Origin of the sequence: Lederbergia citrisecunda, assembly GCF_018343695.1 — a bacterium.
Lineage (GTDB): Bacteria > Bacillota > Bacilli > Bacillales > Bacillaceae_C > Lederbergia > Lederbergia citrisecunda.
In genome coordinates this window covers 3,902,846-3,916,827 of sequence record NZ_JAGYPJ010000001.1, presented here as the reverse complement: position 1 = coordinate 3,916,827, position 13,982 = coordinate 3,902,846, and the positions used below count along the sequence as shown (strand labels likewise).

Here is a 13,982-nt window from a genome sequence, read left to right as displayed (position 1 = left end):
CCACTTAGACCTGATAACGGTAGGCACCGTTTGCTTTTACTAATCATCACGTTCAAAGCTACGCTCACAGGTGTCTTTCCTTCATGCGGTATCGCAATCTTCCCAGCAATCGATTGCTCTCTGTAGACCCGTGCATGAGTACTTTTCCTGATCAACACTTTTTATATATTGTATAGTATTTTATTTATTTATCTTTATAAATGCAAGATATTTTTTGATGTTTTTGCGAATTTCATGACCAATTAGTTCCGAAAAAGCCTAACGCGAATAGCTTATTCTATTTCGACCTCAATGTCCTTTACATAAACAGCAGTACCCGAAATAGATATTTCCAGGTTTCCGTGTTCTCCATTTACATGCACATATACACGTCCGTCTTTTTCCATTTCATGCCCTTGCTCAACTATAAATGTTGTTGGTAAACTCATATCTTCGTTAACAAAAGTTTTATAATATGCTCCCATCACGCCTGAAGCTGTTCCAGTAACAGCATCTTCAACCGTTCCTGAAAAAGGAGACGAAAAGTGACGAGCATGCATGTCATTTCCTTCGTCACGAACTTCAAAACTGATTGGATGTACAGAAGCTCTTCGCATTTCTTTTAATATGCCCGGAAAGTCTTTTGTTGCAGGATCCATATTATGAAAGCTTGCTAATTCTTTAACAGGTACAATCAACGTCCATATTCCTGTACTACCATAAACAATTGGGTATTGGGAATGCAGGTCTTCTTCCGTTAATCCAATTGATGCTGCTATTTCAGACTTTGAACCATTAAATGTTTGAAACTGAGGCTTTGCCTGCTGCATGGTAATCAGCAATTGATTATTTTCTTCATGAATATGGATAGGCAATACACCTGCGTTTGTTTCAATTGTAAAATCTGATTGTTTTAATAAACCATTCATTCTTAATGCATACACTGTTCCCATTGTCGCATGGCCACATAAATTCATCTCATGTCCAGGTGTAAAATAACGGATTCGAAAATCAGCAATATTAGAAGAAACAACAAACGATGTCTCGTTAAAACCTACTGCTGCAGCGATAGCCAGCATTTGTTCGTCAGTATAGTCCCCACCATTTAGTACGACACCAGCGGGATTTCCTTTTCCCGGAATGGAACTGAATGCATCAATATGTTTTACACATACTTTTGGCAAAACAAGCCCCCCTTTATTTTTAAAAGCCTTGATAAAAGAACAAAATGAAAGAACGTTTTTCAAGAAAAGGCTTGATCAATTTTGTAATCTAACCTCTATTAATTGCCTGATTAAAGATGAGTAATATGAAATTCCTATTCACTAACAGTTACTCTCCAGCTTTTTTGCAGCTTCCGAATATAAATGATTTGACCAATATGATTAGCGTTATGTGTTGCTACATTTCCAAGTATTTCCCACCAGCTGGCAGGTACAGGGAAACCATTTACTTCGCTTTCGACTTTTTCTTCTGTAAGTAAATCTTGCCACTGCAATAGAACCTTTAATAATTGATCTTTTACATCAGTAAAACTCTTTTTTTCTGGAATGATGAAGCTTTTATTATTATTTTCTATAGAAGGTACAGCATTGACATGCGATTTTTGATATCTAGTTTGCCAAGTTTCGTTCCAATAAAGTAGGTGCTGCACTATTTCAGCAATACTATTACAATCTTCGTTAGGTTTCCAAAATGCTTCTTCTTCCGACAAATTTTCCACGGATTCTGAAAATGGCAAATACCAACTAGGGTCATTTGCATTTGCCAACAACTGATCGGATAAGAGATCCTTAACATGAAACATGATTTTCACCCCTTTATATTTTGTCACTTTCCGCATATTCAATAAATCCTACTTGTTTATTATTTTCCATTAGCTGGACATATTTTAACCCTTCCTCAAATCTATTATTGAGCCACTAATTTTTATTAATATATCCACTGGAATTTTTCTTACTTCTAAGACAGAAGCTTCCTACACCTCCCAACAATTCACTATTTAATTCTATCATTTGAATATTTGACATCACGAACCTCCTTTTACACTTCCTATCACTTCTATGAATGATACAATATATCCTTTTTTGTAATAATAACTTTGCTGCAGGTTAGAATAAGAAAATTTAAAGAAACTAGTTTTTTGCTGGATTCGAAACATCATTAACGCAAAAAAAAGAACGAAATCGAGATGAATTCGTCCGAACTTCCCTAGCCGCTTGCTTATCTTTACTGTTCACTTCTTTATTTAGTTCTTACTTTTGAAATAGTCAATCCATCTCCGATTGGAATAAGCAAGGATTCTAATTGGGGATGATTGGCCACCGTATCATTGAATTTTTGCATTATTTCCGTATAACGTTTAGGATTTGCAGACTGCTCTGCTACACTACCTCCTGCGAGTACGTTATCAGCAACAATTAATGCACCTGGTTCCGCAAGTGTAATGCAATATCTTAAGTAATTTTCATAGTTTTCTTTGTCAGCGTCAATAAAGAAAAAATCGTATCGCTTATTTTCTCTAACAAGCTTTTCAAGGCTTTGCAAAGCGGGGCCAGTTAAATATGTTACTTGATTGCCAAAGCCAGCTTTAGATAGATTGCTATATGCCAACTTAGCGTATCGCTCCTCTAATTCTAGAGAAGTCAATTTCCCTTCCATACCGAATCCTCTGGCAAGGCAGATCCCACTGTAGCCTCCGAGAGCTCCAATTTCCAGAACATTTTTTGCCCCAGAAATGGATACGAGCATCGTTAAAAGTTTTCCAGAAGAGGGAGATACAGAAATGGAAGGCATACCGTTTTCTCTTATTGAGGAAAGGACATCCTCCAAAAGAGCATCTTGATTATGAAACACCGAATCTATATAACTGATAATTTGTTTCATCCAATTCAATTCCTTTCTCTCCATCGATTAAAGTCTCCGACTCTAAGGCATCGATTTCTTCCACTGCATTATCATCTTCTCCCCTATTTCCCTTCCATGTATCTCAAATACTTGATTATATTCATTAATGACCATACCTATGCTTTTAGTTCATCTATTAAAATTTGATGAATCGATTGAAACTCTGGTTCACTAACTGCTACTTCTCGACTTGCTGACTTAGCCAAAATATAATAAAAAAGACTGAGCTCTCACAAACAAGCTGTGGGAACTCAGTCGTCTAAATCATTTACTTAATTCTTCCAATAAAAGATCAGTTGTAATGGTCAATTGATTTTTTGCATCGTCTGAAAGGTAGTTTTGATGGGCATTATTGTGCAAATGCTTTTGAAAGTTTTGTAAATGCTTTATCGCTTGCTCCACTCTATCCTTTTCTAAATGGTGTTCCGCTTGCTTAACGGTGTTTAACAAAATAGGCACAAGTGGTCCTTTAATATCATCTGTTGCGATATACCCGTTCAATTGTTCGTTTAAAAGAGAAATCGATACTGGGTCAGCAAGCAGTTTTTCCATGATGGCTGCCTGCTCCATAAGCATCACTCCACTTAAATTAATACTGAGGTCAAGGTTTAAATTAGGTGTTCTTTCCCAAGAGGAGCCGAACAATATTTTATCCTCGGCCAATTTATTGCCCCATGCACTTTTAGCATTATTTATTAGAAACTGTGCAATATCTTTTTGATTCGGATTTTCCTTAACTAATCCACCTAGATAACGGACAAAAATACCTTTAAATAATCCTCCGTCTCCGCCTCCCTCATCTTTTAATATATTCGTAGTCTTGTTTGCCACTAATCTTTGTATACCTGTTTCAGAAGTTTGTATCGCGTCATCGAGGTATTCCTTACTATTTGTTGCACGATATAATTCTACACCTGCCCCAATATAAACTCCTTGGTTATAAGTGAACTCCCAGTTCTTATCTATGTTTCCATTGCCCGTACGGTTAATACCATCCCAAACAAAACCTGTTTCTGGATTAACAAGCGTTGATTTTTGCCAGTTGTAAATTTTCATTGCCCAATCTAAATCATCAGGATTACCATATTTTTGATAGAGCCTTGAAGCTAATATTACCGCCGGGGCATTTGATGGAGTATTTTTATAGTCTAACTGCGACTTATTCCAAGCAATTCCCCCACCAAATTGATCACTCCACCCTGTTTTAATGTCATCCCACAAAGTAAATACTGCAGCTTCATATTTCGAATCATTTGTATGTTCATAGAGGCGAAGTAAGGCCAAACTCATCCATAACATATCATCATAAAAGTGATTGGTGATGACTCCATTGTTTCTTTTTAAAATACTTTCATACAAAGCTTTTGATCTGTCTAGATAGACTACATTATTCGTACGTTCGTATGCATCAATGAGTGTATCTAAAGCATGGGCCAGCCACCAGTAATGGAATTGACCATTGCAGTTGTTACACTCGTAGGCATTATTGAACATGCTCGTTTCATTATTCCAGTAATTTTCAAACAAGGATATTTGGGCTTGTTCAGCTTTCTCTTCCCATTCGTTTGAGAGAGTATTCATGACATTTTCCTCGTTATCATTTGCAAAGGTTGAGCTTCCTAACAACAATAAAAAGATGAGTGAAAGTGAAAAGATTTTTTTGGTCATTATCTCTTTCCTCCTAATTTTCGTTGTATATACGATGTCGCTCGGTAATCGAGATATTATCAACTATTTACACCATGAATATATCCTCTCCTTTTTAGATAGCGCTTACAAATTAATTGTGGCTACCGTTTTGAGGTTAGAATTACATGGTTGATAGGTTATCTACATATAATGGTAATTTATATGTAAAAACCTGTACATAGTGCCATCGCTTCAATTAAAAAGTCGGCATAAAGTCATATCCTAGTGACTTTTTACCGACTTATAAAAACCCATTTTAAGAGTTTTTTAGAACTTTAGATCTTTATATATTTGTTTCTCCCTTTGTTTCCTTGTAGCTTTAACGACTATTTTTAAAAACCATTCGAATTATTTGGACGGTATATTACGTATTATAATGATAAAATTAATAACTTTACTGTCACGCCTAAACTCAGTTCTTACATAGGAATAATAGATTTAATCTATGTATTTAGTAACGGTCCTTCTCTCCCACTATTTTCCATAAACCGTGTTACGTTTGAAGCACTCTATATATCTTAATTCGCAGCTCGAACAAAACGTTCCCTTACAATTAACTATGATGTAATGATATTGGCGTAAATAAATATGTAATTAGGTATTTAGTTTATTTAGAATAACGGTCAGATAGTTTCTTTTGATGTGACTGAAACACGTCTTCTAAAGGGATATTGTACTTGTTTGCAATTACAATTAAGTTACCTAATACATCCCCTAATTCCTCCGTTAACTCCTGTTTGTTTTCCTCATAAGATCCCCTTACTTCATCAGGCCTATCTCTACCAATCTCGAGGGCTCTTATTGCACGGGCAACTTCGCCGGTTTCTTCCGCTAAAAAGCCAATCCGAACAAATATGTCTAAGTCAGACCAGCCCCTGCTTTCATAATAATCTTTAACCCATTTCTGAAATTCTGATACATTCATTTTCATTCACCATCCAATTCTACACCTTAAGCTTAACAAAGTATGTAAATTTATGTATAATTTCATACTTGAGAGGTGGGATAGTATGAAAAATATAGCTGTATTTTGTGGATCAAGTAACGGAGTATCCGAAGCCTATATTGAAGGTGCAAAAAAGCTTGGTAAAGAACTGGTGAAAAGAAATATTGCCCTTGTATATGGGGGTGCAAGTGTAGGAGTTATGGGAGCAGTTGCAGATTCTGTTTTAGAAGAGGGCGGAAAAGTAATTGGTATAATGCCGAGCTTTCTAGAAAAAAGAGAAATATCCCATAAGAACTTAACACAACTCATTGTTGTTGACTCTATGCATGAGAGAAAAGCAAAAATGGCAGAATTAGCAGATGGATTTATAGCTTTGCCAGGTGGCCCGGGAACATTAGAGGAGTTTTTTGAGATTTTTACTTGGGCTCAGTTAGGACTTCACCAAAAACCTTGTGGACTTTTAAATATTAATCATTATTTTGACCCGCTTATTACATTATTTAATCATATGACAGATGAACAGTTTCTACATGAAAAATACCGTTCTATGGCTCTTGTAGATGTTGAACCGCAAGGACTGCTCGATCAATTCAATAAATATGAACCACCAACCTTAAAAACATATATTACTGAAAAACAAATTTAGAAATTATACTACTAACTTTGGAATAGGTACTACGGACCCGTATTTTTTAGAAAATAAGTAGAATTCATTTTGAAAAATGTTGTTCAAAATGAATTCTTTTTTATGAAACGAGAAATTTTTTTTCAAAAAGACTTATTATCACGTCTCTTTAACCCGAATTCTCATTTCCATTAAAAATTCTTCTTCTTGCTTCGGGGAATAATGAATATGTACTAATGTTTCGTATATATCACTCATTACCTTTAATTCATGGCGTGCAACATAATGAATTAATTTTTGTAAGTTCAAAAAATAGTCTTCAAACGATAAACTATTAAACCTAATACAAACATATGTACCTTCTGGGATTGTTGCGAGTTCTGTGTTTTGTGGTAACATAACTGTCTGTCTATTTGTAAGTACTGGTGTAAAGATATAATTATAAGTAACTTCATCAATATGAGTATATGGCTTATACGGAAAAATTGCGCCGTAGCCACTGTTTCTAAACCCTTCAGTCGTTGCGGCAAAGTTCCTAAGTTTACTATAAGAAGCATATAGAGTATTTTTTGGTCCATTCCCACCCGTTTTTATTTGGATTATTTTACTTTCTTTCTCCTCCGAAAGAAACACTTCTCCAAGTATAGGATATTCCTTCTGCCTTTGTATTCCCACTTTTGCATTAGCAATGATTTGTTCGATTTCTAATAAATTATTTATTTTTTTCCTTACAATCTGTTCTTGTTCAGTTAAGAAAGAAAAAAATTCATCTGTCTTTAATTCCTGTACTTTTTTAATATCGTTTAATGGTGTACCAATATATTTTAGAGATTTAATTAAATCTAAAAGATAAATTTGTGAGTCCTTATAATAGCGAAAGTTAGTATGAGGGTCGACATATGCAGGTTTAAACAAGTCGATTTTATCATAGTAACGGAGAGCTTTAATTGAAATATTCGCTAGTTTAGAAACTTCCCCGATCGTATAAAGCTTTTCTTCCATCCATTCTCACTTCCTTGTATCGTTCATGAAGCGTATTCTCTAAACAAGAGAATACGCTCCTTACATTACCTTAGCGGTTTGATGTGCTGGCTCCTTCCAAGCAAATGTTAGTCCAATACCGATGGATAAAACAACTGTTGCAAAATAAAAAGGGAAGCTTAAATCTAGATCAAATAAGACCCCACCAATCATCGGTCCAATAACGTTACCAATACTTGTAAACATCGAATTCATCCCTGCAACAAATCCTTGCTCATTTTCGGCAATCCTGGATAAATAGGTTGTTACAGCCGGTCTCATTAAATCGAATCCAACAAATACTGTTATCGTAACTAGTAAAATTGTAAAGTAGGAGCTCACAAATGTTATTAAAAATACAAGTACTGTTGAAAGAATTAGACTATAACGAATTAAGTGAATTTCCCCTATCCATTTCATAAACCGATCGAAAAACACAACTTGAAAAACAGCTCCAACAATACCCCCGCCTGTTATCATGATGGCAATATCCTTCGGAGTAAAGCCAAATTTATGATCAGCAAATAAAGAGAATAACGATTCAAAGGCTGCTAGGCCAAATGAAGTGATGAAAATAATCACAAAGGCAATAAAGTACATCGGTGCAAATATACGTTTAATTCCTGTTTTTTGGGCAGTTACTTCTCCATTATCCAGCTTTCGTTCTGGTTCATGAAGTGCAATGAAGGATAATATTGCTGCTAATAAAGCAAGAGCAGCTGCAAAAAAGAAAGGTACACGTGTACCAACCCCGGCTAAAAAACCGCCAATGCCGGGACCAATAATAAAACCTGTTGAAATAGCTGCCGACATATAGCCTAGAGCTTTGGGACGTGTTTGAATAGTCGTAACATCTGCAATAAAGGCTGTTACAGCTGGCATAATGAATGCTGCGCTGACACCGCCTAGCATACGTGAAATGAAAAGAACTTCTACCGTTTTTCCAATTCCAAATAACAACTCTGATATACCAAAAATGATTAATCCAATGATAATCATTATCTTACGTCCGAATCGATCCACCCAACGACCAGCAATTGGTGATACTATTAACTGCGTAAAGGCAAAGGCAGCCACCATATACCCGACAACAGATCCAGACAAATGCAACTCATTCATAATGGTAGGCAAAACTGGAATAACTAGGCCGATTCCTAAAAAGGCAATGAATAGGGATCTGCGTAAAATCTTGTGTAAGTAGTATTCTATAATCTTCGCAAGGCAAGAAATAATAGGTATGAAAAAATACAATCTGGCAAAACTATTATTGCCTTTTACCATAAAACAGGATAGGGCAATGCAGAAGTGCAACCCGAGCGATTTTATGGTTTTTACACTAAAACGGACGGACTTGATCTGTCCGTTTTTTCATCCGTTTTAGGGAAAACAAATGCGTTAAACTTCAGGGGTTTGGGGACAGAGTCCCCAATTATGATGTTTGATTTAAAATCTCAAGTTGGCTCAAGATTATATCCCAATTACGATAACGCATCTTCCATTTTTTTGTAATATTTTGAGATGCCAAATAGAGCATTTTCCTTAAGCTATCATCATTAGGGAAAATGGATTTTGTTTTGGTCACTTTTCTAAATTGACGATGTAACCCTTCTATTACATTCGTAGTATATATTATTTTCCTAATTTCGGGCGGATATGCAAAAAAGGTAGCTAAAATATCCCAATTTTCTTCCCATGATTTAACTGCAGTTGGATACTCTTTACCCCATTTTTCTTTAAATTCTTTGAGCCTTTCCATACCCGATTCTTCGTTAATTGAAGTATAGATTAGCTTTAAATCAGCGACAAATTCCTTTAAGTGTTTATAAGAAACATATTTAGTACTTGAACGTATCTGGTGAATGATACAACGTTGAATTCCAGCGAAAGGATACACGGCTTGTATGGCTTCTCTGAATCCTGTAAGCCCATCTACACAGAAAAGATTAACCGTTTTAACGCCTCTCGTTTTCAAATCGTTCAACACACCTAACCAAAACTTACTACTTTCATTTCCCCCAACCCAGATGCCTAATATTTCTTTATAACCTTCATTGTTAATACCCAATACCACATAGGCCGCCTTCGAGACAATTTGGTGATTATCCCGAATTTTATAATGAATGGCATCCATGAAAATAAAAGGATAATAGGCTTCAAGTGGACGGCTTTGCCACTCATTTACTTGTGGCATAATCTTTTCGCTAATCTTACTAACTAGCTCTGAGGAAATCTCAATATTATAGAGATCCTTGACTTGTTCCTTGATATCTCTGGTAGACATACCATGTGCGTAAAGAGAAAGAATTTTCTCTTCCAGCCCGTCCACATTTCTTTGGTATTTATCCAAAATTTGTGGCTCATACGAGCCATTTCTATCTCTAGGAACGTTTATTTCAACTTCGCCAAATTGCGTTTTTAGTTTCCGTTTTGTTGAACCATTTCGATAGTTATTAGGTCCATCACTCCGACGTTGGTGCTTTTCATAACCCAACTGCTCATCAATTTCGCATTTGAGCACTTCCTCCAAGACATTGGAAAACATCTCCTTGATCGTTTCCATAATTTGATCGGTACTAGTGAACTTTTGTTCCTTTACCATTTCTTTGATTAATTCCTTTGGTAATTTCATGACGAAAAATCCTCCTTGGCAAAATTAGTTATCCTAATTCTCGCCAAGGAGGATTGATTTGAAACCTATTTACACAACTTTTTCCGCACCGTCGTCCATTAATACTATAGCTAACGTTCTGTTTTGTTTTTGCATGTTGTTCTACTCCTTTTAAAACACCCTACAATCTTAATTTAAATCCTCCCCTTAGAGGAGAGTCAATGCTGACTCGCTTTGTACTAAATCCCCACATTTCTGGAACTTAACTAAAATATTGTGCCAACATCCTATATTTGTTATTCCCACTTTCTATTATTTGATTGCTACACACTGGATTAATCATCTTGCACAAACCATTATTTGGCACAAAAAAAGAACCTATTTTGAAAAAAATTAATCAAAATAGATTCTTTAACTACGAGTTCGTATAGCATTTTATAAAAAATCAACTTATTCATTTAATTAAGGTTCCAATAATTGAGTGTAGAGACTTATATGGCTAAATTTTTGACCATCTTATAGTTCTCTAATTTAACACCTTTTCTTACACAATATGATGTATTTCATGGGCGATAATATGATGTAAAATATCATCGATTGTATACTGATCGTTATCCCAAGGAACACTCACAAACTCCTCTTTTAAATGATCCACATTTGAATGTAAAATATCTCTTATTCATATCTAAGATCCTCTGAGAGCGATTTTACCTTCTCTAGCGTGTCATAATCACTAAACTTAAATACAATATCTTCTTTTCCTTGAATCCCTCGTACCCAACTATATTCCACTTCTGTAATGTGAAATAAGGTAAATAAAATACTTTCTACACCCCCAACTCGTTTTTTCATTAACTCCACTTTTGTTAGTTGTTTGCACCATTCGAACCATTCATCTCTTAATTGCCAATTGTATTCAAAGAATTTCCGCATTTTAAACCCTCCACCCAATTCTACAATCTCTTATAGTAAATCCCTCTTTTTAAAATATCGCGTAAATGGTATTAGAAAAAAAGGGCATTCGGATTATCGTGTGGAAAATCACAATAATTAAATTACTATTAAAAACTCCTAAATCGGATAATTATGTGGAAATCGATCAAATAAGCTTGAACCTTACGTAAGGTTATGTTTTATAGTGTACTTAACAGTGAAAAAGAGAAAGGAAAGGTAAAATGGAAAATACAATTGTTAAGACACTAATTTATGACAAACAAGTTCGTTTATTTTTTGTTGATAATACAAAATTAATTAATGAAATTCTTAGGCTGAACAAAGAAACAAATAATATTCTTAAACTTACATTAGGAAAAACCATTTCGGTTGTGAGTTTAATGTCAGGAACCATAAAAGGGGATCAAAGAATAAGTCTCCAAATGACAATGAGTGACCCCAAATATAAAGTTTTTGTCGATGCAGATGCAAAAGGAAATGTTCGTGGTTATCTCAACGGAGAATTACTGAAAGCCCCTTATGATTATATTAATAAAATATCACTTGATCGCCTTATTGGTAATAAAGGAACTATTCGTGTGATAAAAGGCTCGGCTATGAATCAATTTACTGGCATAACTGATATGCCATACCGAAACATCGTTGATGACATTTCACATTATTTTATTCAGAGTGAGCAAACTCAAACATATATAGGAGCCAATATTGGATTTGGAAATGATAATTGTATTCTATTTAGTAATGCTATATGTGCTCAATTGCTTCCTGGTGCCAAGCCTGACCTTATTGATGAAGTAGAAAACACGGTTAATACGAATCGAGGGTTCTTTTCCAGCTTGAATAAATATAGCAAGAACAATATTGAAGAAAAGCTAAGTGAGTTATTTAAGGATGTAAAAGTTATTGGATATAGTCCTGTCCAATTTTTCTGTGGGTGCTCAAAAGAAATGTTCTATGGGATACTTCATTCTTTAAGCGAAAATGAATTAAAACAAGCAATTAAGAATAAAGAGACTATTGATACAGCGTGTCAAATCTGTGGAAGGACATATCGCTTTAATTATAACGAAATTCAAGGACTTTTGAGGTAAATCATAATCATGGTGATTAATACATTTTATAAGGATGAAATACGTATGAAAGAATACTGGAAAGTAGGAGAACTTGCAACATTAACGGGCTTAACGATAAGAACTTTAAGATATTATGATCAAATTGATTTGTTTTCTCCTTCTCAATATACAGAGTCTGGACATCGGCTTTACACAAAATCAGATTTGTCTAAACTACACCAGATCTTGGCTTTAAAGCAAATAGGATTATCTTTAGAAGATATAAAGTCTGTCATTACGAACAAAGAAAAAGGTTCTGCCACCAACATTAACATTATAGAAACTCAAATAACCCGTATAAAGAGAGATATACAAGTTCAACAAGATCTACTATATGAATTAGAAAGTGCTTTAAAAACTATTCGTAGTAAAAAATTAATGTCCGTAGAAGAATTAACAAAACTTTTAGGAGCAATGAAAATGTATCAAGGAAAATACTTTACAAAAGAGCAATTAGACATGATGAAGAATTATTATGATCAATATGATGAAGATACTTTAAAAGAAAAGGAACAAGAATTTAGAATGATTTTGAAAAAATACTATTAGAAAAGGAAAAAGGAACACCTCCTCATAGTAGTAAGGTACAAGCATTGGCAAAAAAATGGGGTGACATTGTTTACTCTTTCACAGGGCATGACCAAGATTTAAGGAAACAAACTGAAAAATTTCATGCTGAAAACCCCGGAAATGGTTTGCAGTTTGGGATGGATGCCGAATTATATAAGTATATACAGGAAGCATTAGAATGAATTATCACATTCTTCACTGGCCAGGGAAATATTAGGTAATCGTTTCCTCGCTTCTCAGGAGAGCAAATAGTTTTTAGCGTATACTATCTTTTTAACATTATTAGTCCATTACCGATTCTATGTTATTATTTGGATGAGGCATGGAATTGATAAAAATTATATGGAGGTAAATCTTGTGGAGGAATTAAAAGAAAAACATTATATAAGAAGCATAAAGCTAGAACGTAATATCATTTCCTCTTTTGATGAATATCCATTTCATTTGCCAAGTATAAAGACATTGGATGAACTATCGTTACATCCAAATGTTACATATTTCATTGGTGAAAATGGTATGGGAAAGTCAACGCTATTGGAAGCCATTGCGGTTGCTGCTGGATTTAATCCAGAAGGAGGGTCCTTTAATTTCAACTTTTCCACTTATGATTCACATTCTCCACTAGAAAAATATATTAAGCTAATAAAAGGTATCGAAAGGCCAAGAGATGGCTTCTTTCTTCGTGCTGAGACTTTTTACAATGTAGCTACCAATATCGAAGAATTAGACAGTGAACCAGCACCTGGACCACGAATCATAGATTCATTCGGAGGATTATCCCTTCATCAGCAGTCACATGGGGAGTCCTTTTGGGCAACATTTATGAATCGTTTTCGGGGAAATGGCATCTATCTACTAGATGAACCCGAGGCAGCCCTATCCCCTCTCAGACAACTATCTATGTTAGCCCAAATTCATGAATTAGTCCGTAAAGGTTCACAATTTATCATTGCCACGCATTCCCCTATTATCATGTCATATCCTAACTCTAAGATTATAGAACTTAGTGAAGAAGGAGCAAAAGAAACGTTACTTGAAGAAACTAACCATTATAGTATCATGAAACAATTTTTTGAAGACAAAGATAGAATATTACATCATTTATTTAATTAATTCTAAAAGTTGATTATATTTTTTTGTTAAAATACATATAGAGAGCCTTATATCATTGTTACACCCGGAACATGGCACCAAAATTATCTAACCATTAAAAGTAAAAATAGATTCTTAAGAAGAGGCGACCTTTTAAAATGACAACTAATGAGAAAAATTTAAGGACTTGCCACAAAGGGCATAAATACTATAAAAGTACCGATTGTCCAACTTGCCCTATTTGTGAGCAAGAACGCAAACCTAGCAACGGATTTCTTTCAATACTCGCTGCTCCTGCAAGACGCGCGTTAGAAAATAATGGGATTACTTCTTTAGAGATGTTATCAAAATATAGCGAGAAAGAAATTTTGCAATTTCACGGAATGGGGCCAGCGTCCTTACCGAAGCTTAGGTCCGCTTTAAAGGAAAATGGATTATCATTCCGGAACTAAAAGGTAGATGAGGTGGTCTTATTACAAA

14 protein-coding genes, 1 pseudogene and 1 other annotated feature (1 of these 16 cut by a window edge) are annotated in these 13,982 nt (G+C 34.9%); of the genes and pseudogenes, 6 read left to right on the top strand and 9 right to left on the bottom strand.

From position 1 onward, the window contains the following. Window positions 1–164 (bottom strand) — a binding site (T-box leader); it reaches 46 nt to the left of the window's first position. A gap of 108 nt (window positions 165–272) precedes the next feature. From KHA93_RS19205 to KHA93_RS19185, 5 genes are all read right to left on the bottom strand, one after another. Further along, complete coding sequence (locus tag KHA93_RS19205; protein WP_213112175.1) at window positions 273–1,163, bottom strand: PhzF family phenazine biosynthesis isomerase; 891 nt, start codon at window positions 1,161–1,163, stop codon at window positions 273–275. A gap of 134 nt (window positions 1,164–1,297) precedes the next feature. Then, on the bottom strand, window positions 1,298–1,786 hold the full coding sequence (locus KHA93_RS19200) for a DinB family protein (protein ID WP_213112174.1): 489 nt from the start codon (window positions 1,784–1,786) through the stop codon (window positions 1,298–1,300). A gap of 437 nt (window positions 1,787–2,223) precedes the next feature. After that, window positions 2,224–2,865: an O-methyltransferase gene (locus KHA93_RS19195; protein ID WP_213113042.1), complete on the bottom strand. Its 642-nt coding sequence runs from the start codon at window positions 2,863–2,865 to the stop codon at window positions 2,224–2,226. Window positions 2,866–3,150: 285 nt separating this feature from the next. Then, a complete protein-coding gene (locus tag KHA93_RS19190; RefSeq protein WP_233711228.1) occupies window positions 3,151–4,554 on the bottom strand; it encodes a glycoside hydrolase family 76 protein in 1,404 nt (467 codons plus the stop codon). Window positions 4,555–5,182: 628 nt separating this feature from the next. Continuing rightward, window positions 5,183–5,500 (bottom strand): MazG nucleotide pyrophosphohydrolase domain-containing protein, encoded by a 318-nt coding sequence (locus KHA93_RS19185; RefSeq protein WP_213112173.1) that lies wholly within the window; start codon window positions 5,498–5,500, stop codon window positions 5,183–5,185. An 85-nt stretch (window positions 5,501–5,585) separates the two neighbouring features. Here KHA93_RS19185 and KHA93_RS19180 point away from each other — a divergent pair, with 85 nt between their 5' ends. Continuing rightward, window positions 5,586–6,167 carry an LOG family protein gene (locus tag KHA93_RS19180; RefSeq protein WP_213112172.1) on the top strand — a complete coding sequence of 194 codons (582 nt, stop codon included), beginning with the start codon at window positions 5,586–5,588 and terminating at the stop codon, window positions 6,165–6,167. A gap of 138 nt (window positions 6,168–6,305) precedes the next feature. Here the strand turns inward: KHA93_RS19180 and KHA93_RS19175 are convergent, their stop codons facing one another. The 4 genes and pseudogenes from KHA93_RS19175 to KHA93_RS19160 form a co-directional block, all read right to left on the bottom strand. Next, entirely contained in the window at window positions 6,306–7,148 is an 843-nt protein-coding gene (locus KHA93_RS19175) for a MerR family transcriptional regulator (RefSeq protein WP_213112171.1), read from the bottom strand. 60 nt (window positions 7,149–7,208) lie between these two features. Further along, entirely contained in the window at window positions 7,209–8,447 is a 1,239-nt protein-coding gene (norA, locus tag KHA93_RS19170) for a multidrug efflux MFS transporter NorA (RefSeq protein WP_213112170.1), read from the bottom strand. Between the two features lie 148 nt (window positions 8,448–8,595). Then, window positions 8,596–9,795, bottom strand: coding sequence for an IS256 family transposase (locus KHA93_RS19165; protein ID WP_213109032.1), 1,200 nt, complete (start codon window positions 9,793–9,795; stop codon window positions 8,596–8,598). 529 nt (window positions 9,796–10,324) lie between these two features. Then, window positions 10,325–10,707: pseudogene (locus tag KHA93_RS19160) on the bottom strand (DinB family protein); the annotation flags it as partial. Window positions 10,708–10,949: 242 nt separating this feature from the next. Between KHA93_RS19160 and KHA93_RS19155 the strand changes: the two are divergent. The 5 genes from KHA93_RS19155 to KHA93_RS19135 all read left to right on the top strand — a co-directional run bounded on the left by KHA93_RS19155 (window position 10,950) and on the right by KHA93_RS19135 (window position 13,954). Next, a complete protein-coding gene (locus KHA93_RS19155) occupies window positions 10,950–11,819 on the top strand; it encodes an Hsp33 family molecular chaperone HslO (protein ID WP_213112169.1) in 870 nt (289 codons plus the stop codon). 45 nt (window positions 11,820–11,864) lie between these two features. Continuing rightward, window positions 11,865–12,389, top strand: coding sequence for a MerR family transcriptional regulator (locus KHA93_RS19150; protein WP_213112168.1), 525 nt, complete (start codon window positions 11,865–11,867; stop codon window positions 12,387–12,389). A 44-nt stretch (window positions 12,390–12,433) separates the two neighbouring features. Then, complete coding sequence (locus KHA93_RS19145; RefSeq protein WP_213112167.1) at window positions 12,434–12,592, top strand: hypothetical protein; 159 nt, start codon at window positions 12,434–12,436, stop codon at window positions 12,590–12,592. 175 nt (window positions 12,593–12,767) lie between these two features. Further along, a complete protein-coding gene (locus KHA93_RS19140) occupies window positions 12,768–13,523 on the top strand; it encodes an AAA family ATPase (protein ID WP_349772317.1) in 756 nt (251 codons plus the stop codon). Between the two features lie 137 nt (window positions 13,524–13,660). Further along, window positions 13,661–13,954, top strand: a complete 294-nt coding sequence (locus KHA93_RS19135; protein ID WP_213112165.1) for an RNA polymerase alpha subunit C-terminal domain-containing protein — start codon at window positions 13,661–13,663, stop codon at window positions 13,952–13,954. The last annotated feature ends 28 nt before the right edge of the window (window positions 13,955–13,982 follow it).

Excerpts from the sequence above, each read along its gene's own strand:
- KHA93_RS19200 (WP_213112174.1), bottom strand. The coding sequence starts at position 1,786 with ATGTTTCATGTTAAGGATCTCTTATCCGATCAGTTGTTGGCAAATGCA.
- KHA93_RS19195 (WP_213113042.1), bottom strand. The coding sequence starts at position 2,865 with ATGAAACAAATTATCAGTTATATAGATTCGGTGTTTCATAATCAAGAT.
- KHA93_RS19190 (WP_233711228.1), bottom strand. The coding sequence starts at position 4,554 with ATGACCAAAAAAATCTTTTCACTTTCACTCATCTTTTTATTGTTGTTA.
- KHA93_RS19185 (WP_213112173.1), bottom strand. The coding sequence starts at position 5,500 with ATGAATGTATCAGAATTTCAGAAATGGGTTAAAGATTATTATGAAAGC.
- KHA93_RS19180 (WP_213112172.1), top strand. The coding sequence starts at position 5,586 with ATGAAAAATATAGCTGTATTTTGTGGATCAAGTAACGGAGTATCCGAA.
- KHA93_RS19175 (WP_213112171.1), bottom strand. The coding sequence starts at position 7,148 with ATGGAAGAAAAGCTTTATACGATCGGGGAAGTTTCTAAACTAGCGAAT.
- norA (WP_213112170.1), bottom strand. The coding sequence starts at position 8,447 with ATGGTAAAAGGCAATAATAGTTTTGCCAGATTGTATTTTTTCATACCT.
- KHA93_RS19165 (WP_213109032.1), bottom strand. The coding sequence starts at position 9,795 with ATGAAATTACCAAAGGAATTAATCAAAGAAATGGTAAAGGAACAAAAG.
- KHA93_RS19155 (WP_213112169.1), top strand. The coding sequence starts at position 10,950 with ATGGAAAATACAATTGTTAAGACACTAATTTATGACAAACAAGTTCGT.
- KHA93_RS19150 (WP_213112168.1), top strand. The coding sequence starts at position 11,865 with ATGAAAGAATACTGGAAAGTAGGAGAACTTGCAACATTAACGGGCTTA.
- KHA93_RS19135 (WP_213112165.1), top strand. The coding sequence starts at position 13,661 with ATGACAACTAATGAGAAAAATTTAAGGACTTGCCACAAAGGGCATAAA.